The organism is Pseudomonas sp. GW822-FHT06B12, from assembly GCF_058799675.1.
In genome coordinates, this window is the sequence record NZ_JBXALR010000013.1 from 1 (window position 1) to 18,508 (window position 18,508).

An 18,508-nucleotide genomic window follows, 5' to 3' on the forward strand; every position below is an offset into this window, starting at 1 on the left:
TTGTTTACCAAGGAGTTTTCCGTTTCGACTGCGCCGGAAGTGGGGCGAATTATAGACTTCCAGAATCTGCCGTCAACCCCTAATTCCAGCTTTACTCGGATTTAAGCGTAATACGCGCGAATGCCTTCTTTCCGGCCTGACAAACATGGGTCGCGCCCAGCGCATATATAAAGGTGCGATCAACCACTTCACCATCTATACGCACGCCGCCAGAACCGAGCAGGTCGCGCGCGACCGCCGAGTTCTTTACCAGCCCTGCTTTATTAAGCACAGCTGCAATCGGCATATCCTCAGCAGCAGTCAGCTCGATCTCTGGCAGATCATCCGGCAGCTCGCCTTCCTTCATACGGTTACCCGCAGCACGGTGAGCATTCGCCGCAGCTTCTTCACCATGGAAACGCGCAACAATCTCTTCAGCCAGCTTGATCTTGATATCTCGCGGATTGGCGCCAGCTTCGACATCAGCGCGCAACGCATCGATCTCATCCATGGAGCGGAAGCTGAGCAATTCGAAGTAGCGCCACATCAGCACATCAGGAATCGAAACCAGCTTGCCGTACATGACGCCCGGCGCTTCTTGAATACCGACGTAGTTGCCCAACGACTTGGACATCTTCTTCACGCCATCCAACCCTTCGAGCAATGGCATGGTCAGAATGCACTGAGCCTCCTGACCATAACTGCGCTGCAGCTCACGCCCCATCAGCAGGTTGAACTTCTGATCAGTACCGCCCAACTCGACATCCGCGCGCAATGCTACCGAGTCATACCCCTGAACCAGTGGATACAGAAACTCGTGAATAGCGATTGGCTGATTGGTCGAATAGCGCTTATTGAAGTCGTCGCGCTCAAGCATACGCGCCACGGTGTATTGCGAAGTCAGGCGGATGAAGTCCGCAGGCCCCATCTGATCCATCCAGGTGGAGTTGAAAGCCACTTCGGTTTTCGCCGGATCAAGAATCTTGAACACCTGAGTCTTATAGGTCTCGGCATTCTCGAGAACCTGCTCACGCGTCAACGGAGGACGGGTAACACTCTTGCCGCTCGGATCACCGATCATCCCGGTGAAGTCACCTATCAGGAAGATCACCTGGTGACCCAGTTCCTGGAACTGACGCAGCTTATTAATAAGCACCGTGTGACCCAGGTGCAAATCCGGCGCAGTCGGATCGAAGCCAGCCTTAATACGCAGCGGCTGGCCGCGCTTGAGCTTCTCGATCAGCTCGGACTCGACCAACAGTTCTTCCGCACCACGTTTGATCAGCGCTAGCTGCTCTTCAACCGACTTCATAACAGACCCGCAAGGCTCAGATTCAAAGGGAACCAACCATACAAGATCGCGCACCAATTACAAGTTTTGCCCGGCGCACGGACACCAATCCACGAACAGAGCATTCGCGACTTGCTTAAGAGATGATTTGGTTATATTTTATACAGTTATTTCATCTTCATCATGTCATTCATCTTTTCCAATTCATCTTTTCCAAAGTCAAATTACCTATGACCACAGAACCGTCTAAAGCGCCGCCGCTTTATCCGAAGACTCATCTGCTCGCGGCGAGCGGCATCGCCGCACTCCTCAGCCTGGCGCTCCTGGTATTCCCTTCCAGCGACGTTGAAGCCAAAAAGACAACCCTGAGCCTTGAACTGGAACGCCCTGCAGAACAACTGACACAAGATCAAGACGCTGCTGACGCCGTTCAAGCCACAAACGAGCCGGTCGAATCTCCATTCGCCCAGATCGAAGACAGCACCGACGATACCAAGGAAACAGCTAAAGCGGCCCCGGCACCGGTCGTTGAAGAGAAGAAAGCGCCCGGCCACCGGGAAGTAATCGTTGCCAAGGGCGACACCCTCTCCACACTGTTCGAAAAAGTCGGGCTCCCGGCCGCTTCAGTGCACGATATATTGGCCAGCGACAAGCAAGCCAAGCAGTTCACCCAGCTTAAACACGGTCAGAAACTCGAGTTCGAACTGGGCCACGACGGCCAGTTGACCAATCTGCACAGCAAGATCAGCGACGTTGAAAGCATCAGCCTGAGCAAAAACACCAAGGGCTATACCTTTAACCGCATCACCGCCAAACCAACCGTGCGCTCCGCCTATGTTCACGGCGTGATCAACAGCTCGCTTTCGCAATCCGCAGCGCGTGCCGGCCTGTCCCATAGCCTCACCATGGACATGGCCAGTGTGTTTGGCTACGACGTCGACTTCGCCCAGGATATTCGCCAGGGTGACGAGTTCGACGTGATCTACGAACAGAAAGTCGTCAACGGCAAAGCTGTCGGTAATGGCCCCATTCTTTCCGCCCGCTTCACCAACCGCGGCAAGACGTACACCGCCGTGCGCTACACCAACAAACAAGGTAACAGCAGCTACTACACGGCCGACGGCAACAGCATGCGCAAGGCGTTCATTCGTACGCCAGTGGACTTCGCCCGTATTAGCTCGCGTTTCTCCATGGGCCGCAAGCATCCAATTCTGAACAAAATTCGCGCGCACAAAGGCGTCGACTACGCAGCGCCTCGCGGTACACCAATCAAGGCTGCCGGTGACGGTAAAGTGCTGCTGGCCGGGCGCCGCGGCGGTTACGGCAACACGGTGATCATTCAGCACGGCAACACCTACCGCACGCTGTACGGTCACATGCAGGGCTTCGCCAAAGGCATCAAGACTGGTGGCAACGTCAAGCAGGGCCAGGTGATCGGTTATATCGGCACTACCGGACTCTCTACCGGTCCACACTTGCACTACGAGTTCCAGGTCAACGGCGTTCACGTCGACCCGCTGGGACAGAAGCTACCGATGGCCGATCCGATCGCCAAGGCTGAGCGCGCGCGCTTCCTGCAACAAAGCCAACCGCTGATGGCGCGCATGGAGCAAGAGAAAACCACCCTGCTGGCTTCGAGAAAGCGCTAAGCCATGGCGCTCTATATAGGTGTGATGTCCGGTACCAGCCTTGATGGCCTGGACATTGCCCTGATCGAACACGCTGTGGCGATCAAACTGATCGCCACACACTACATTCCCATGCCCGAATCCCTGCGCGCCGAGCTGCTTGGCTTGTGCGCCAGCGGGCCTGACGAGATCGCCCGCAGCGCCATCGCCCAGCAAAACTGGGTGAAACTGGCCGCCCAGGGCATCAATACCCTTCTCGCAGATCAACAGCTGAAACCGGACGACGTGCGGGCTATCGGCAGCCACGGACAGACCATTCGCCACGAGCCTGCACGCGGTTTTACCGTGCAGATCGGCAACCCCGCGCTGCTGAGCGAACTGACCGGAATCACCGTCGTCAGTGACTTCCGTAGCCGCGACGTGGCTGCCGGCGGGCAAGGCGCACCGCTGGTTCCAGCGTTTCATGAAGCTTTGTTTGAAGAGCGCAGCGGCAACCGCGCAGTCTTGAACGTCGGCGGCTTCAGCAATCTCAGCCTGATCGAGACCGGCAAACCCGTCTCGGGCTTTGACTGTGGCCCAGGCAATGTCCTGCTGGACGCCTGGATTCACCAGCAACGCGGCGAAACCTTCGACCGTGACGGCCTGTGGGCCGCAAGCGGCAACGTAGAACCTGTTCTGCTGAAGGCCTTGCTCAGCGACCCGTTCTTCCTGACCACAGGCCCCAAAAGCACCGGCCGCGAAGTGTTCAACCTGCAATGGCTGACACAACACCTGGCTCGCCTGCCCGCATTTGCTGCACAGGACGTACAGGCCACGTTGCTTGAGTTGACGGCGCTGACCATCGTCGAGTCGCTGCAAGCCGCACAAGCCGATACGCAAGAGCTGCTGGTCTGTGGCGGTGGCGCCCACAACGCAACGCTGATGACCCGCCTCGCCAGCCTGCTACCAAACGCCAAGGTCAGCAGCACCGCGGCTTACGGCGTAGACCCGGACTGGGTCGAAGCCATGGCCTTCGCCTGGCTGGCCCATTGCTGCCTCGAAAACATCCCGGCCAATCGCCCAAGCGTCACCGGCGCTCGTGGTTTACGCGTTCTCGGCGCCATCTACCCCGCCTGAATCCCGGACAGCAAAACGCCGCAAAGCCGTGAAGCCATGCGGCGTTTAGTGATGCTTTGAGGTGCGATCAGATCGAGAACGAAGAGCCGCAACCACAGGTCGTGGTGGCATTCGGGTTCTTGATCACGAAACGCGAACCTTCCAGACCTTCCTGGTAATCCACCTCGGCACCTGCCAGGTACTGGAAGCTCATCGGATCGACGACCAGGCTCACGCCTTCGCGCTCGACGATGGTGTCGTCGTCGGCCACTTCTTCATCGAACGTGAAGCCGTACTGAAACCCTGAACAACCGCCGCCCGTAACGAATACGCGCAGCTTCAAGCGATCATTACCCTCTTCATCGACCAGGCTCTTCACCTTGTGCGCGGCACCGTGGGTGAATTGCAAAGCCGTGGGGGTGAAGGATTCGACGCTCATGCTGACTATCTCCCGGCGTTACGCCGCCATAATGCGTGATGACGCGCATTATCCGCTTCTCCCAGAAAATCGGTCAACTATTGTTACGGCATATCAATCAACACAATTGTCAGCCCAGAATACAAACAGGCCCGTTCAACGGGCCTGTTTGCTGAGCGGGATAAAGCCTTAAGGCAGCATGCCTGCATGGGACAGGCCCAGGCGCTCGTCCAGACCAAACAGGATGTTCAGGTTCTGCACCGCCTGACCCGACGCACCCTTGACCAGATTGTCGATCACCGACAACACCACCACCAGATCGCCGTCCTGTGGACGATGAACCGCAATACGGCAAACGTTGGCGCCACGCACACTACGGGTTTCCGGATGGCTGCCAGCCGGCATGACATCGACGAACGGTTCGTTGGCGTAGCGCTTTTCAAACAGCGCCTGCAAGTCCACCGAGCGGTCGACCACGGTGGCATAGAGCGTGGAGTGGATACCGCGAATCATCGGCGTCAGGTGCGGTACGAAGGTCAGACCGACGTCCTTGCCGGCAGCGCGGCGCAGCCCCTGGCGAATCTCCGGCAAGTGACGATGCCCTTTGACGGCATAGGCCTTCATGCTCTCGGACGTTTCGGAGTACAGCGAACCGACGCTGGCGCCGCGACCAGCGCCACTGACACCCGACTTGCAGTCAGCGATCAGACGCGAAGTATCGGCAAGACCCGCTTCGAGCAACGGCAGGAAGCCCAGTTGCGTGGCGGTTGGGTAGCAACCCGGAACCGCAATCAGGCGCGCCTGCTTGATCTGCTCGCGATTGACTTCCGGCAAGCCGTAAACCGCCTCCTTCAGCAGTTCTGGAGCGCCGTGCGGCTGGTTGTACCACTTGGCCCACTCGTCAGCGTCCTGCAGACGGAAGTCTGCCGACAGGTCGATGACCTTGGTCCCGGCCGCCAGCAATTCACCGGCCAGTGCATGCGCTACGCCGTGTGGAGTGGCGAAGAACACCACGTCGCAGGCACCGAGGGTTTTGATGTCCGGAACGCTGAACGCCAGGCCGTCGTAGTGGCCTCGCAGGTTCGGGTACATGTCGGCAACAGCCAGGCCTGCCTCGGATCGGGAAGTGATCACTACCACTTCAGCTTGCGGATGCTGTGCCAACAGACGCAGCAATTCGACCCCGGTGTAACCCGTGCCGCCGACGATACCGACCTTGACCATAAACCTGCCCTCAACGAACCCACTGGAAAGCCGTCGATAATAGGGCGCGCACCGCCCTGCGACAACCGTCAAGGTGACGTACGGAGGCTCAAGCCTCTACTATTCGGGCTACCGTGAACCTGGGAATAACCAAAAATGCTTTATCTGTGGCTCAAAGCGCTTCACATCATCAGCATGGTCTGCTGGTTTGCCGGCCTGTTTTACCTGCCGCGCCTGTTCGTCTACCACGCGCAAAGTGAAGACAACATAAGTAAGGAACGCTTCAGCATCATGGAGCGCAAACTGTATCGGGGAATCATGGGCCCGGCGATGATCGCCACTCTGGCCTTCGGCATCTGGCTGATCAGCCTCAACCCCAGCGCGTACTTCGGTCAAGGCGGCTGGATGCACGCCAAGTTGACCCTGGTGGTGATCCTGATCGGCTATCACCACATGTGCGGTGCGCAGGTAAAACGTTTTGCCCGTGGCGAAAACACCCGCAGCCATGTCTTTTATCGCTGGTTCAATGAAGTGCCAGTTCTGATATTGCTGGCTATTGTAATTCTGGTCGTCGTACGGCCGTTCTAATCTTAATCAGTCGCACCTTATCGGGGTACTTCCAATGTCGCTGCCCGCTTTGCTCGAACAACGTTTGCGTCTGCCTGTCGTGGCGGCGCCGATGTTCCTGATTTCCAATCCGCAGTTGGTGCTCGCCTGCTGCCGCAATGGCGTGGTCGGCAGCTTTCCAGCGCTGAACCAGCGTGAAAGCAGCGGCTTCAAAGCCTGGCTGGAGGAGATCGAAGCGGGCCTGGCGCTACTGGAGAGCCCGGCACCCTATGCAGTGAACCTGATCGTTCACCACAGCAACCCGCGGCTGGAAGCGGATCTGGCGATCTGCATCGAGCATAAAGTGCCGATCGTGATCACCAGCCTTGGCGCGGTGAAAGAGCTGGTCGATGCGGTACACAGCTACGGCGGCCTGGTATTCCATGACGTGACGACCCGTCGTCATGCGGAAAAAGCCGCCGAGGCCGGCGTCGATGGTTTGATCGCCGTTGCCGCCGGCGCCGGTGGCCACGCCGGAACCTGGAGCCCTTTTTCACTGATTGCCGAGATTCGTCAGTTCTTCGACAAAACCTTGCTGCTGGCCGGCTGCCTGAACCACGGCCACGAGATTCTCGCTGCGCAACTGCTTGGTGCGGATCTGGCCTACTTCGGCACACGCTTTATCGGCACCACCGAAAGCCACGCGCCTGAAGCGTATAAAGAGATGTTGCTGACCTCCAGGGCCGCCGACATTGTCCATACTCCAGTGGTGTCTGGCGTTCCGGCAAGCTTCATGCGTCAGAGCCTGATCAACGCCGGTTTTGACGTAGACGCGTTGCAAGGCAAGGGTGAAGTCAACTTCGGCTCCAAGCTCAAACCCTTGAGCGATGAAGCCAAAGCCTGGAAAACGGTCTGGTCCGCAGGCCAGGGCGTGGGTGAAATCGACGACCTGCCGAGCGTCGATCAACTGGTCGCACGGCTGGACGCCGAATACCGCAAGGCGCAAGAACTCGCAGCCCAACTGCCCAAACGCTGGCCGCGCTGACACACAAGGTTTGGCCAGCCGATTCTGGCTGGCTTAAACTGCTGGGTACCGAACATAGACTCGCGACAAGGATGCCCCGGCATGAGCGAAAATCGTTTCAAGATCGTCTTCCAGGGTGCCCTGCTTCCGGGGGTCGACATCACCACTGCAAAACTCAATCTCGCCCAGCTGTTCAAAAGCGACGTCTCGGCCATAGAACGCCTGTTCAGCGGAAAGCCTGTCGCACTTAAACGCGACCTGTCCCACACAGATGCACAAACTTATCTGAATGCCCTGTCAAAAACCGGTATCGATGCACGCATCGAAGCCGAACCGTCGATCGAGCTCAATCTGACCGACGTTCACGAATCACCCCCGCCCCCTTACACGACACCCGCATTCGGCGACAACGAATCACCCTACAGCCCTCCTCGCGCGTCCGTTGGCGAAGCCTTGCCAGAGTTTTCCGAACTCAAGGTGTTTGGTGTGCAGGGTCGAATCGGTCGCCTGCGTTATCTCGCCTGGTCATTGGCCGCGCTACTGATCATTGGTGCTATCGCCGGCGTTTTTGGGCTCAGCCTGTTGGCCGGCAATCAAATGGTGCTTAGTGCGATTGTTTGTGTCGTGGCGATCGTGGCGTACCTCTACATAAACATCACCATCAGCGTGCAACGTTTGCACGATCTTGGCTGGTCCGGCTGGCTGTGGTTTCTGAACCTGGTGCCCTTTATCGGCGGCCTGTTTCCGATCGCGTTGGCGGTGCTGCCAGGAAACATCGGGGCGAATCGCTATGGCGCGCCGCAGCCGCCTAACAGCACGGCCGTCAAAGTCCTGTGCGGGCTGTGGCTGGTGGTGATCGCGGTGGTCTTTGTCGGCGGGCTTGCCGGCGGCCTCAGCACTATTACCGAAGAATACGAAAGCACCTCGACCAGCCGTTATGAAAGCAGCGAGTCGCCTGACGCGGTTGAAGCAGACGATGCGGCGAAAGCAGCTCAGCCCCCTGTAGACTATGAGAAACAATAAACGCGCTCGGCACCTGTGACAGCTCTGTCCACAGGCCGCGAGCCGTTGCGATGGAGAATTGCATGACCCGTTACGCTCTGATCACTGGCGCTTCCAGCGGCATCGGCCTGGCCATGGCCGAAGCGCTGGCGCGACGCGGCCGCAGCCTGCTTCTGGTGGCCCGCCAACGTGATCAGTTGGAAAGTATCGCCATCGAACTGACCCAGCGCTTCGGCGTCGAGGTGCTGTTTCGCGCCTGCGATCTGGGTGAACCGCTGCGCCTGTCCGGCTTTCTGCTGGAACTCGAAGAGGGTGACCGACAGATCGACCTGCTGGTCAATTGCGCCGGCATCGGCACCTGCGGCCCGTTTCTGGCGCAGGACTGGATGACCGAACAAGACTTGATCGAAGTGAATATCCTGGCCCTGACTCGCCTGTGCCACGCCATTGGCAACAGTATGGCTTTGCAGGGCGGCGGACAGATTTTGAACGTCGCATCGATGGCGGCCTTCAATCCAGGCCCGTGGATGAGTACTTACTACGCCAGCAAAGCGTATGTACTGCACTTCTCCGAAGGTTTGCGGGTAGAGCTGAAAAAATGCGCGGTCAAGGTTTCGGTTCTTTGCCCCGGCCCCACGCGCACGGCGTTTTTTCGCACCGCGCAACTGGACGCCGACAAACTGGCCAACAGCAAACTGCTGATGAGCCCCGAGGAAGTGGCCCTGTACACGGTGCGTGCGCTGGAGAAGAACCGCGCGATCATCATTCCCGGGCGCCGCAATCGCTGGTTCGCGCTGTTGCCGCGCTTCGGCTCGCGCTGGCTGACCCGAACCATCGTGGGCATGGTCAACAAGGCGTATTGCCCGCGCTAAGCGCTCAACCACGTAAAAGTCTGGGCTCGGGCCTGCTCCCTTCAGTACACTCAGCCCGGACCAACACAATGGAGAAACAGCTGTGGATACTCTGTTCACCAAGATCATCAACAGAGAAATACCTGCCAGGATCATTTACGAGGATGACCAGGTCCTGGCCTTCCACGACATCGCCCCACAGGCGCCCGTGCATTTTCTGGTAGTCCCGAAAAAACCGGTACGCACCCTCAACGACCTCACCGAGGACGATAAGGCACTGGCCGGACACATTCTGTTCACCGCCCAACGCCTGGCACTGGAGCTGGGCTGCGAAGAAGGCTTTCGCGTGGTCATGAACTGCAATGAGCTGGGTGGACAGACCGTTTACCACATTCATATGCACGTGCTGGGTCAGCGCCAGATGCACTGGCCGCCGGGCTGATTGTATTTCCGCTCAAAAAGATCGCAGCCTGCGGCAGCTCCTACAGACGGATAGTGTAGGAGCAGCCGCAGGCTGCGATCTTTTGCTTCAGGTGCAAACTGCCTACATGACCCAGCGCAAACCTTACCCGGCCGATTGCGGTAAACTGGCCGCCGAGATTCTTCCCGGAGGTCAGCATGACTACCCAACGTCACTACTCGCCGATTGACCGTCTTCTGCTGCAAGCCGACGCCGCCATGCGCACTTTGCTGCCCTTCAGTGGCCAGCCATATCGCCCGTCGCCGGCCATCGTGCAGCCAGAAGCGAAAATGAGCGACGAAGACACCCGGCACGTCGCCGGCCTGATGCGCATCAACCATACCGGCGAAGTCTGTGCCCAGGCGCTGTACCAGGGCCAGGCCCTGACCGCCAAGCTGCCGCAAGTGCGTGAGGCAATGGAACATGCGGCCGAGGAAGAGATCGATCACCTGGTCTGGTGCGAACAGCGCATCCGCCAACTGGGCAGCCACACCAGCATTCTCAATCCGCTGTTCTACGGCATGTCGTTCGGCATTGGTGCCGTCGCCGGGCTGATCAGCGACAAAGTCAGTCTGGGTTTCGTCGCGGCAACTGAAGATCAAGTCTGCAAACACTTGAACGAACACCTTGAGCAACTGCCGGCCGAAGACGAGAAGTCCCGGGCCATTCTCGAGCAAATGCGCATCGACGAAGAACAGCACGCCGAAAGCGCGCTGGATGCCGGGGGTTTTCGCTTCCCGGCACCGGTGAAATTCGGCATGAGCCTGATGGCCAAGGTCATGACCAAAAGTACCTACCGGGTCTGACTTCAGCGTCGTCAGACAGGGCCTCATCGCGAGCAAGCTCGCTCCCACAATGGATCTATGTTCGCAGGACTAATGTGGGAGCGAGCTTGCTCGCGAAGGCCATACCACGGTCAATAAAAAAGGCGACTACCGCAAAGTAGTCGCCTTTTTTTGTACTCGAAAATCTTAGCTCGACATGTTGCGCGCGTAGAAGATCTCGAGCATTTCGTGTTTCACACGCTCAGTCACCTGGGCACGTTGCTCAGAGGACAAGTTGCTGGTGGCGTCGCCGAACAGGTAATTATCCAGTTCAAAGTTCTTCAACAGCATTTTGGTATGGAACAGGTTTTCCTGGTACACGTTCACGTCGGTCATCTGATAACCGTCGCGGGTATCTTCGGACAGGTAGTTCTGGATCGAGTTGATCTCGTGGTCGATGAAGTGCTTTTTGCCTTCAACGTCACGGGTGAAACCGCGCACGCGATAATCCACGGTCACGATATCCGAATCGAACTGGTGAATCAGGAAGTTGAGCGCCTTAAGCGGTGAAATGACTCCGCACGTCGACACGTCGATGTCCACACGGAAGGTTGCGATACCGTCCACCGGATGGATTTCCGGGTAGGTGTGCACCGTAATGTGGCTCTTGTCGAGGTGGGCCAGGATGATTTCGGGTATCGGCCCTGGAGACTCTTCGATCTGACTGTCGGTCGGCGTCACCGGCTCTTCAGAGATCAGAATCGTGACGCTGGCGCCCTGGGGTTCATAGTCCTGACTGGCGATGTTCAGGATGTTGGCACCAATGATATCGACAACTTCTGTGAGAATCTGCGTCAGGCGCTTGGCGTTGTACTCTTTATTGATGTACTCAACGTAAGCCTGCTGGTCTTGCGGGGTTTCCGCGTAGCAGATGTCATAGATGTTGAAGCTCAAGGTCTTTGTCAGGTTATTGAACCCATGGAGCTTGAGTTTGCTTTTCACCGTTTAAAAACTCTCTATGTATGCGGCCGGGCCGCGTGATCAAGCATGCCCGTCAAATGCGAACAACGCACCTGCGTAGGACGGTTAACACCTCTTCGCGATGGCGATTTTGGTTGTCTGTTCGGGGGAGGTGACCTGTCGGCTGACCGATCACTGCCCTGAAAAAAGTGGCGCATTATGCAGACCTGGGCCAGTGATCGCCAGAGTCTGCACTGCATTTATGATAGTTGAATGTCGATTCAACCGAGTTCGATGATTTCATAGTCGTGGGTGATGGCTACACCGGCCGCCCCGAGCATGATCGACGCCGAGCAATACTTCTCGGCCGACAGTTCGATGGCCCGCTTCACCTGAGCCTCTTTCAGCGCCCGACCCTTGACCACGAAGTGCATGTGAATCTTGGTGAAGACCTTGGGATCTTCAGTTGCGCGCTCGGCTTCAAGGAAGGCTTCGCAGCTTTCCACGGCCTGGCGAGACTTCTTCAGGATGCTCACCACGTCAAAATTGCTGCAACCGCCCACGCCGAGCAGGAGCATTTCCATCGGGCGTACACCCAGATTCCGACCGCCAGCATCAGGCGGACCGTCCATGACCACCACATGACCGCTGCCGGATTCACCGAGGAACATGGCTTCGCCAGCCCATTGGATGCGTGCCTTCATCGCCAAGACTCCACTGTTAAAAAAGGGTCGCCAGCTTAGCACAGGGCCTTCGATTGACAGTGGCTGGCAGCAGCGCAAGCAACACACTTACAGTATTGATAAATTATCGAATAACGACGGAATGCGTCTGTTAAGCTGGCGCCAATTCAATGGCGCATAGCCAGTTCCAGTAGCGAATAAAAAAATCGCAGGCTTCGCCAGCTCCTACAAAAAAAACTACATCACACCGTGCAGTCTTTTCGGGATACAACCATGGTTGCTGTTAGCCAAACACCCAAAATCAAGAACCTCGACAAGTTATTGATGCATTGCCAGCGCCGTCGTTATCAGGCCAAGAGCAACATCATTTGTGCTGGCGATCGTTCGGATGCGCTGTTTTTCATCATCAAAGGCTCGGTCACCATCCTCATCGAGGACGACGATGGCCGGGAAATGATCATCGCCTACCTCAATGCCGGTGACTTCTTCGGCGAGTTGGGCCTGTTCGAACAAGCCGGGCAAGAGCAGGAGCGCAGCGCCTGGGTTCGCGCCAAGGTCGAATGCGAAGTGGCCGAGATCAGCTACTGCAAGTTCCGCGAGCTGTCCCAGCAGGATCCGGACATCCTTTATGTGCTCAGCGGCCAGATTGCCCAGCGCCTGCGCAATACCACACGCAAGGTTGGCGATTTGGCGTTCTTCGACGTCACCGGCCGGGTTGCACGCTGTTTGCTGGAGCTGTGCAAACAACCCGACGCCATGACACATCCGGACGGCATGCAGATCAAAGTCACCCGTCAGGAAATCGGCCGGATCGTCGGTTGCTCGCGGGAAATGGTCGGGCGCGTGCTCAAGGACCTGGAAGAACGCAACCTGGTCGACGTCAAAGGCAAGACCATGGTGGTGTTCGGCACTCGTTAAGCCGACATCACTTCGGCGAGCATTTGCCGATACAACGTGTCCAGCCGCTCGATGGCGTCCGGGGCGGCGAATTGTTCATGCAGAGCGATGTGGCTCTGTGCGCGAACCCGCTGCTCCAGACCGCAAGCCTCGTTAAAGCGATTTACCGCCTCAACCATCGACTCCCGCTCGTCGTCCAGCAACAGCGCACCGTGCACCAGCCCCACCGGGCGCTGACCACCCTTGCTCTGCCGCCAGCGCTGAGCAGTGCCGACCATCTTGCGGCCGTCGAGATTGACGTTGAAACGCCCGTCACAGAACGCACCCTCGACTTCACCCAATGAAGGCTTGCCGCCGAGCTCTGTCAGCAACGCGCAAATCGGATCGCACAGACGCCGATAGGCGGTTTCGATCCGACCGTGATCACCTTCACTACGCGGCGGCGCATACACCAGCGCGATATTAATCGTCGCGGCAGACTGCGGCACCGGCTCACCGCCGGTTTCACGCAGCAACACCGGCCAACCGTTCGCCGCCGATACCTGGCAAGCAGTCTCGAAGCCTGGCAAACGGCTCAAACGCCTTGGCATGACCAGCGCGCGATCGCTCGGCTGCCAGAACAACAATCCAAACTCCTGGTCACCGGCACATACCGTCGCCAATAAATCCTGCTCGGCACGCAGACCGGCTTCGATGGTCAGTGAGGTTGGAATCATAAGGTAATCCGTAAGACGTTCAGCCTATGGTGCTTCTTATGCCCCTTCGCGAGCAGGCTCGCTCACACATTGAATCTGTGGCGTTCACAAATCTTCTGTGGGAGCGAGCCTGCTCGCGAAGGGGGCGACGCGGTCTGCGAATATTCAGTCGAGGGTAGAACCGCTGACCGCAATGCCACGCTCCGGAAAGAACAAGCGTTGCAGTTCAGCACCCGGACTCTCGGCGCGCATGAACGCTTCGCCGACCAGGAACGAATACACCTCGCTGATTTCCATCAGCTCGACGTCGGCGCGATTAAGGATGCCACTCTCAGTGATGACCAGGCGATCGCGTGGGATACGCGGCAGCAGATCAAGAGTGGTTTCCAGGCTGACTTCGAAGGTGTGCAGATTGCGGTTATTCACGCCGACCAGCGGAGTGTCGAGGGTTTTCAAGGCTCGCTCAAGCTCATCACCGTCGTGGACCTCTACCAACACGTCGAGGCCAACACCTTTGGCGACGGCTGCCAGTTCGGCCATTTTCACGTCATCCAGCGCGGCAACGATCAACAGCACGCAATCGGCACCCAGCGCCCGGGCTTCGACGATCTGATAAGGATCAATCATGAAGTCCTTGCGGATCACCGGCAGTTTGCACGCGGCACGCGCCTGCTGCAGGTAGATATCGGCGCCCTGGAAGTAATCGATATCCGTCAGCACCGAGAGGCAAGTCGCCCCGCCCTTCTCGTAGCTCTTGGCGATATCGGCCGGCACGAAGTTCTCACGAATCACGCCTTTGCTCGGCGAAGCCTTCTTGATTTCAGCAATCACCGCCGGCTGCTTGAGTTTGGCCTGGGCCAGCAGCGCCTTGGCAAAACCACGCGGTGCATCGGCCACCCTGGCCAACGCTTCCAGCTCGGCAAGCGTTACGCGAGCGCTGCGCTCGGCCACTTCCTCGACTTTGCGGGCGAGAATCTTTTCCAGAACCGTCGGTACACTCATGCCTCATTCTCCACTCTGAATACCGCGGTAAACGCACCCAACTCTTCAAGCTTTTCACGCGCAAGGCCGGTGTGCAGTGCGTCATGAGCCAGGGCAACGCCCTCTCTCAGGCTGCTCGCATGATCAGCAGCGTACAGCGCGGCACCGGCATTGAGCACAATCATTTCTGCGGCTTTCTGACCATTTTCGGTTTTGCGGCGCCCCAAGGCATCGCGAATCAGTTCGAGCGAGGCCGCCGGGCTTTCCACCGCCAGACCGTGCAGGCTCTGGCTCTTCATGCCGAGGTCTTCAGGCTCGACCCAATACTCGCTGATCTGGTCATCCTTCAATTCCGCAACAAAGGTTGGCGCCGCCAGACTGAACTCGTCCAGGCCATCCTTCGAATGCACGACCAGCACATGTTTGCTGCCCATCCGCTGCAAGACTTCGGCCAATGGGCGGCACAACGCCTGACTGAACACACCCACCACCTGATGCTTCACGCCGGCCGGATTCGTAAGCGGGCCGAGCATGTTGAACAGAGTGCGCAGGCCGAGATCGCGGCGCGGGCCGGCGGCGTATTTCATTGCACCATGATGAGCCTGGGCGAACATGAAGCCGATGCCGACGTTGTCGATGCAACGCGCCACTTGAACCGGCGTCAGGTTCAGGTAGATCCCGGCTGCCTCCAGCAAGTCGGCGCTGCCGCTCTTGCCAGATACCGCACGGTTACCGTGCTTGGCCACGGTGCAGCCAGCCGCCGCGACCACAAACGAAGAAGCCGTCGAGACGTTGAAGATGTTTGCACCGTCACCGCCGGTGCCGACCACATCGACGACACCGTCGAGGGTTTTCAGCTCGACCTTGTCCGCCAGTTCACGCATGACCGAAACGGCGCCGACGATCTCGTCGATGCTTTCGCTTTTCATGCGCATGGCCATCATGAACGCGCCGATCTGTGCGTCAGTGCATTGCCCGGTCATGATTTCGCGCATCACATCGCGCATTTCATCAGTACTCAGGTCCAGGTGGCCGACGATACGGCTCAGGGCAGTCTTGATATCCATGGAAAGTCCTTAGCGCGTGCCGCCGGTTTGTTTGAGGAAGTTGGCGAACAGCTCGTGGCCCTGCTCGGTCAGGATCGACTCGGGGTGAAATTGCACCCCTTCGATGTTCAGTGTCTTGTGACGCAGGCCCATGATTTCATCGACCGAGCCGTCTTCGAGCTGAGTCCAGGCGGTCAACTCCAGGCAATCGGGCAAGGTTTCACGCTTCACAATCAGCGAGTGATAGCGGGTGACGGTCAGCGGACGGTTCAGACCCTCGAACACGCCCTTGTCCTCGTGGAATACCGGGCTAGTCTTACCATGCATAACCTGGCGGGCGCGCACTACATCACCACCGAACGCCTGGCCGATGGATTGATGCCCCAAGCAGACGCCGAGAATCGGCAGTTTGCCGGCGAAATACTTGATGGCTTCGATGGACACGCCGGCTTCGGTCGGGGTGCATGGACCGGGGGACACGACGATACGCTCAGGCTTGAGCGCTTCGATCTCGGCAATGGTCAGCTCATCGTTGCGCACAACCTTGACCTCGGAGCCTAGCTCACCAAGGTACTGCACAACGTTGTAAGTAAAAGAGTCGTAGTTATCGATCATCAGCAACATGGTTTGAAACCTCTTGAATTCACTGACTTTTGAGACGGCCTTCGAATGATTTACCCGCAGTCTTGCAGCGCTCAGTCAGTTGCTGGAATGGAACCGGCAAAAGCGGCATTTCATACGGGTAAAGAAGGCAAACAGGTACAGGTCCGGCCAGGCCGGCAGAGAAAGTTCAGGCGCGCCAACGCCAACGGGCGTGGGCCTTGATGACTTGATCCAAGAGTTTGCTGGCGATCAACACGGGGAAGGTCTCATTCATACGTTCCCGCACAGTAACTTAGCTGAGCAGAGGGTGCAATATGGCGCAGCGCACGCAATCGACGCGGCCTTTAGCCATAGCTAAAACGCAAAAGTTTTTGGTACTGTCGTTTCGTTTACTACAACAATAAATAAAACGGACTTGCTCATGATCAAACAGACGTTGTGTGTACCGCTCGCCGGTTGTCTTCTTGCAATGGCCTGCGCTCAGGCCATTGCGGCGCCCGCCCCCTATTCGAAATTCATTGTCTTTGGCGACAGCCTGAACGACGCCGGGCAGTTTACCGATACCGGGGGTCCCGCCGGCTCTACGTTACGCTTCACCAACCGTGTCGGCCCGACTTACATGGATGGCAGCGGCGAGGTAAAAGCCGCCAACTCGACGCAATTACTCGGGGGGAAACTGGGATTTTCGGCTGACCAAACAGCCGCCTCGACCTCGGCGGCCCGCGCCAGCCAAGGCCTGCCAGATGGCAATAACTGGGCGGTAGGTGGATATCGCACCGATCAGATTCTCGACTCGATTACCACCACCTCAGACACCGGTGAGCGCAGTCGCCCCGGTTATCTGCCGAGCAACGGCTTCCGTGCCGACCCGAATGCGCTCTACTACCTCTCCGGTGGCGGCAACGACTTCCTTCAGGGCCGGGTGACGAGTCTCGATCAGGCCAACGCCGCAGCCGATCGCCTGGTCAGCAGCGTGCAAACACTGCAACAGGCCGGCGCCAAATACATCATGGTCTGGCTGCTCCCGGACATTGGCCTGACCCCGGCGATCAACGGCAGTCCGCTGCAGGCCTTTACCTCCCAACTCAGCGCCCAGTTCAACACCGAACTGGTCAGCCAGTTGCAGCACGTCAATGCCGAAGTCATCCCGCTCAATATTCCGGTGCTGCTCAAAGAGACTTTCGCCAACCCGGCGCAGTTCGGCCTGGCCACCGACCAGAACCTCACCGCGACCTGCTTCAGCGGCGATAGCTGCACGGAAAACGCCCGGTACGGTATCAACAGCGCCACGCCGGATCCGACCAAGTTGATCTACAACGACTCGGTCCACCCGACCGAAACCGGGCAACGGCTGATTGCCGATTACGCGTATTCCATACTGGCAGCGCCTTGGGAACTGACGTTGTTGCCAGAGATAGCCCAGGGCACATTACGCGCACACCAGGATGAACTGCGTAACCAATGGCTGGCCGACTGGGAAAACTGGCAAGGCGTTGGCCAATGGCGAGCGATTGTCGCCGGTGGTGGCCAGCATCAGGATTTCGACGACCAACGCAGCAGCGCCAGTGCTGACGGAAACGGCTACAACCTGAACATCGGTGGCAGTTACCGCCTCGATGACGCCTGGCGCGTAGGCGTAGCGGCAGGGTTCTATCACCAGAAGCTCGAGGCAGGCCAGGACAACTCGCAATACAAGCTCAACACTTACCTGGGCACGGCGTTCGCCCAGTATCAGCAAAATCGCTGGTGGGCCGATGCCGCTCTGACTGCCGGACACCTGGACTACGACAGCCTCAAGCGAAAATTCGATCTGGGCGTCAACGAGCGCGGAGAAAAAGGCGATACCAGCGGCTACACGCTGGCCGCCAGTGGCCGGGTCGGCTACGACATCGCGCCGCTGGCCAGCAGTCCGTGGCATCTGTCGCCATTCGTCAGTGCCGATTACGCCAAGGTGAAAGTCGATGGTTACTCGGAGAGCGGTAACGACTCTACTGCTCTGACTTTCGCTGACCAGACGCGCACTTCCAAACGCCTCGGTGTTGGCTTGCAGGGCAAGTACCAGATCACCCCGCAGACTCAGGTATTCGGCGAATACGCTCATGAGCGCGAATATAAGGACGATACCCAGGACCTGACCATCAACCTCAACAGCCTGCCCGACAACCGTTTCACGCTGCAAGGGTATACCCCGCAAACCAACCTGAACCGCCTGAACCTGGGTGTCAGCCACAAACTGACCCCAGACCTGGCGTTGCGGGCCAGCTACAACATTCGCAAGGATGACGACTTCACCCAACAGGGCATCAACGTGGGTGTCAGCCTGGACTTCTAAACCGCAGGCAATAAAAACGCGGCGCCCTCACAGGCGCCGCGTTTTTTATG

The 18,508-nt window shown here is 58.1% G+C and carries 19 protein-coding genes; 10 read left to right on the forward strand and 9 right to left on the reverse strand.

Features of this window, described 5'->3' with window-relative positions; all coding sequences use genetic code 11:
• Positions 1 to 91: 91 nt before the first annotated feature.
• Positions 92 to 1,291 (reverse strand): tyrosine--tRNA ligase, encoded by a 1,200-nt coding sequence (gene tyrS, locus AC1RKH_RS23750; protein WP_493063975.1) that lies wholly within the window; start codon positions 1,289 to 1,291, stop codon positions 92 to 94.
• 209 nt (positions 1,292 to 1,500) lie between these two features.
• Between tyrS and AC1RKH_RS23755 the strand changes: the two genes are divergently transcribed.
• Together AC1RKH_RS23755 and AC1RKH_RS23760 are read left to right on the forward strand one after the other, a co-directional pair.
• Entirely contained in the window at positions 1,501 to 2,919 is a 1,419-nt protein-coding gene (locus AC1RKH_RS23755) for a peptidoglycan DD-metalloendopeptidase family protein (RefSeq protein ID WP_493063974.1), read from the forward strand.
• A 3-nt stretch (positions 2,920 to 2,922) separates the two neighbouring features.
• Complete coding sequence (locus AC1RKH_RS23760; RefSeq protein ID WP_493063973.1) at positions 2,923 to 4,014, forward strand: anhydro-N-acetylmuramic acid kinase; 1,092 nt, start codon at positions 2,923 to 2,925, stop codon at positions 4,012 to 4,014.
• Between the two features lie 67 nt (positions 4,015 to 4,081).
• On the opposite strand, the gene erpA is transcribed toward AC1RKH_RS23760, so the two are convergent.
• Together erpA and argC are read right to left on the reverse strand one after the other, a co-directional pair.
• Positions 4,082 to 4,432 carry an iron-sulfur cluster insertion protein ErpA gene (gene erpA, locus AC1RKH_RS23765; RefSeq protein ID WP_007906865.1) on the reverse strand — a complete coding sequence of 117 codons (351 nt, stop codon included), beginning with the start codon at positions 4,430 to 4,432 and terminating at the stop codon, positions 4,082 to 4,084.
• A 168-nt stretch (positions 4,433 to 4,600) separates the two neighbouring features.
• Positions 4,601 to 5,635 carry an N-acetyl-gamma-glutamyl-phosphate reductase gene (gene argC / locus AC1RKH_RS23770; protein ID WP_493063972.1) on the reverse strand — a complete coding sequence of 345 codons (1,035 nt, stop codon included), beginning with the start codon at positions 5,633 to 5,635 and terminating at the stop codon, positions 4,601 to 4,603.
• A 135-nt stretch (positions 5,636 to 5,770) separates the two neighbouring features.
• Here argC and hemJ point away from each other — a divergent pair, with 135 nt between their 5' ends.
• From hemJ to coq7, 6 genes are all read left to right on the forward strand, one after another.
• Positions 5,771 to 6,202: a protoporphyrinogen oxidase HemJ gene (gene hemJ, locus AC1RKH_RS23775; RefSeq protein ID WP_493063971.1), complete on the forward strand. Its 432-nt coding sequence runs from the start codon at positions 5,771 to 5,773 to the stop codon at positions 6,200 to 6,202.
• Between the two features lie 34 nt (positions 6,203 to 6,236).
• Positions 6,237 to 7,205 carry an NAD(P)H-dependent flavin oxidoreductase gene (locus AC1RKH_RS23780; RefSeq protein WP_493063970.1) on the forward strand — a complete coding sequence of 323 codons (969 nt, stop codon included), beginning with the start codon at positions 6,237 to 6,239 and terminating at the stop codon, positions 7,203 to 7,205.
• Between the two features lie 81 nt (positions 7,206 to 7,286).
• Positions 7,287 to 8,207 (forward strand): DUF805 domain-containing protein, encoded by a 921-nt coding sequence (locus AC1RKH_RS23785; RefSeq protein WP_493063969.1) that lies wholly within the window; start codon positions 7,287 to 7,289, stop codon positions 8,205 to 8,207.
• Positions 8,208 to 8,269: 62 nt separating this feature from the next.
• Positions 8,270 to 9,058 (forward strand): SDR family NAD(P)-dependent oxidoreductase, encoded by a 789-nt coding sequence (locus AC1RKH_RS23790; protein WP_493063968.1) that lies wholly within the window; start codon positions 8,270 to 8,272, stop codon positions 9,056 to 9,058.
• Between the two features lie 82 nt (positions 9,059 to 9,140).
• A complete protein-coding gene (locus AC1RKH_RS23795) occupies positions 9,141 to 9,479 on the forward strand; it encodes a histidine triad nucleotide-binding protein (RefSeq protein WP_454187960.1) in 339 nt (112 codons plus the stop codon).
• 176 nt (positions 9,480 to 9,655) lie between these two features.
• The gene (gene coq7, locus AC1RKH_RS23800; RefSeq protein ID WP_123424117.1) at positions 9,656 to 10,303 is read left to right on the forward strand and encodes a 2-polyprenyl-3-methyl-6-methoxy-1,4-benzoquinone monooxygenase; all 648 of its coding nucleotides are present in this window, start codon (positions 9,656 to 9,658) and stop codon (positions 10,301 to 10,303) included.
• Positions 10,304 to 10,468: 165 nt separating this feature from the next.
• On the opposite strand, the gene speD is transcribed toward coq7, so the two are convergent.
• Together speD and AC1RKH_RS23810 are read right to left on the reverse strand one after the other, a co-directional pair.
• Entirely contained in the window at positions 10,469 to 11,263 is a 795-nt protein-coding gene (speD, locus tag AC1RKH_RS23805; protein WP_493063967.1) for an adenosylmethionine decarboxylase, read from the reverse strand.
• A gap of 239 nt (positions 11,264 to 11,502) precedes the next feature.
• On the reverse strand, positions 11,503 to 11,925 hold the full coding sequence (locus tag AC1RKH_RS23810; RefSeq protein WP_017138086.1) for an OsmC family protein: 423 nt from the start codon (positions 11,923 to 11,925) through the stop codon (positions 11,503 to 11,505).
• A gap of 252 nt (positions 11,926 to 12,177) precedes the next feature.
• Here AC1RKH_RS23810 and crp point away from each other — a divergent pair, with 252 nt between their 5' ends.
• Entirely contained in the window at positions 12,178 to 12,822 is a 645-nt protein-coding gene (gene crp, locus AC1RKH_RS23815) for a cAMP-activated global transcriptional regulator CRP (protein ID WP_123424115.1), read from the forward strand.
• On the opposite strand, the gene AC1RKH_RS23820 is transcribed toward crp, so the two are convergent.
• The 4 genes from AC1RKH_RS23820 to AC1RKH_RS23835 form a co-directional block, all read right to left on the reverse strand.
• The gene (locus tag AC1RKH_RS23820; protein WP_493063966.1) at positions 12,819 to 13,517 is read right to left on the reverse strand and encodes a lipoate--protein ligase family protein; all 699 of its coding nucleotides are present in this window, start codon (positions 13,515 to 13,517) and stop codon (positions 12,819 to 12,821) included. The two genes, crp and AC1RKH_RS23820, sit on opposite strands and share 4 nt — an antisense overlap.
• Before the next feature lie 144 nt (positions 13,518 to 13,661).
• On the reverse strand, positions 13,662 to 14,498 hold the full coding sequence (gene trpC / locus AC1RKH_RS23825; protein WP_493063965.1) for an indole-3-glycerol phosphate synthase TrpC: 837 nt from the start codon (positions 14,496 to 14,498) through the stop codon (positions 13,662 to 13,664).
• A complete protein-coding gene (gene trpD / locus AC1RKH_RS23830) occupies positions 14,495 to 15,544 on the reverse strand; it encodes an anthranilate phosphoribosyltransferase (protein WP_123424112.1) in 1,050 nt (349 codons plus the stop codon). The genes trpC and trpD overlap by 4 nt, the downstream gene beginning before the upstream one ends.
• Before the next feature lie 9 nt (positions 15,545 to 15,553).
• On the reverse strand, positions 15,554 to 16,147 hold the full coding sequence (locus AC1RKH_RS23835; protein WP_019693903.1) for an aminodeoxychorismate/anthranilate synthase component II: 594 nt from the start codon (positions 16,145 to 16,147) through the stop codon (positions 15,554 to 15,556).
• Positions 16,148 to 16,547: 400 nt separating this feature from the next.
• Between AC1RKH_RS23835 and estP the strand changes: the two genes are divergently transcribed.
• Positions 16,548 to 18,458 carry an esterase EstP gene (gene estP / locus AC1RKH_RS23840; protein WP_493063964.1) on the forward strand — a complete coding sequence of 637 codons (1,911 nt, stop codon included), beginning with the start codon at positions 16,548 to 16,550 and terminating at the stop codon, positions 18,456 to 18,458.
• Positions 18,459 to 18,508 lie beyond the last annotated feature (50 nt).

Excerpts from the sequence above, each read along its gene's own strand:
- AC1RKH_RS23760 (WP_493063973.1), top strand. The coding sequence starts at position 2,923 with ATGGCGCTCTATATAGGTGTGATGTCCGGTACCAGCCTTGATGGCCTG.
- AC1RKH_RS23790 (WP_493063968.1), top strand. The coding sequence starts at position 8,270 with ATGACCCGTTACGCTCTGATCACTGGCGCTTCCAGCGGCATCGGCCTG.
- estP (WP_493063964.1), top strand. The coding sequence starts at position 16,548 with ATGATCAAACAGACGTTGTGTGTACCGCTCGCCGGTTGTCTTCTTGCA.
- AC1RKH_RS23835 (WP_019693903.1), bottom strand. The coding sequence starts at position 16,147 with ATGTTGCTGATGATCGATAACTACGACTCTTTTACTTACAACGTTGTG.
- trpC (WP_493063965.1), bottom strand. The coding sequence starts at position 14,498 with ATGAGTGTACCGACGGTTCTGGAAAAGATTCTCGCCCGCAAAGTCGAG.
- coq7 (WP_123424117.1), top strand. The coding sequence starts at position 9,656 with ATGACTACCCAACGTCACTACTCGCCGATTGACCGTCTTCTGCTGCAA.
- AC1RKH_RS23785 (WP_493063969.1), top strand. The coding sequence starts at position 7,287 with ATGAGCGAAAATCGTTTCAAGATCGTCTTCCAGGGTGCCCTGCTTCCG.
- AC1RKH_RS23810 (WP_017138086.1), bottom strand. The coding sequence starts at position 11,925 with ATGAAGGCACGCATCCAATGGGCTGGCGAAGCCATGTTCCTCGGTGAA.
- trpD (WP_123424112.1), bottom strand. The coding sequence starts at position 15,544 with ATGGATATCAAGACTGCCCTGAGCCGTATCGTCGGCCACCTGGACCTG.
- crp (WP_123424115.1), top strand. The coding sequence starts at position 12,178 with ATGGTTGCTGTTAGCCAAACACCCAAAATCAAGAACCTCGACAAGTTA.
- hemJ (WP_493063971.1), top strand. The coding sequence starts at position 5,771 with ATGCTTTATCTGTGGCTCAAAGCGCTTCACATCATCAGCATGGTCTGC.
- AC1RKH_RS23820 (WP_493063966.1), bottom strand. The coding sequence starts at position 13,517 with ATGATTCCAACCTCACTGACCATCGAAGCCGGTCTGCGTGCCGAGCAG.
- erpA (WP_007906865.1), bottom strand. The coding sequence starts at position 4,432 with ATGAGCGTCGAATCCTTCACCCCCACGGCTTTGCAATTCACCCACGGT.
- argC (WP_493063972.1), bottom strand. The coding sequence starts at position 5,635 with ATGGTCAAGGTCGGTATCGTCGGCGGCACGGGTTACACCGGGGTCGAA.
- AC1RKH_RS23780 (WP_493063970.1), top strand. The coding sequence starts at position 6,237 with ATGTCGCTGCCCGCTTTGCTCGAACAACGTTTGCGTCTGCCTGTCGTG.
- tyrS (WP_493063975.1), bottom strand. The coding sequence starts at position 1,291 with ATGAAGTCGGTTGAAGAGCAGCTAGCGCTGATCAAACGTGGTGCGGAA.
- AC1RKH_RS23755 (WP_493063974.1), top strand. The coding sequence starts at position 1,501 with ATGACCACAGAACCGTCTAAAGCGCCGCCGCTTTATCCGAAGACTCAT.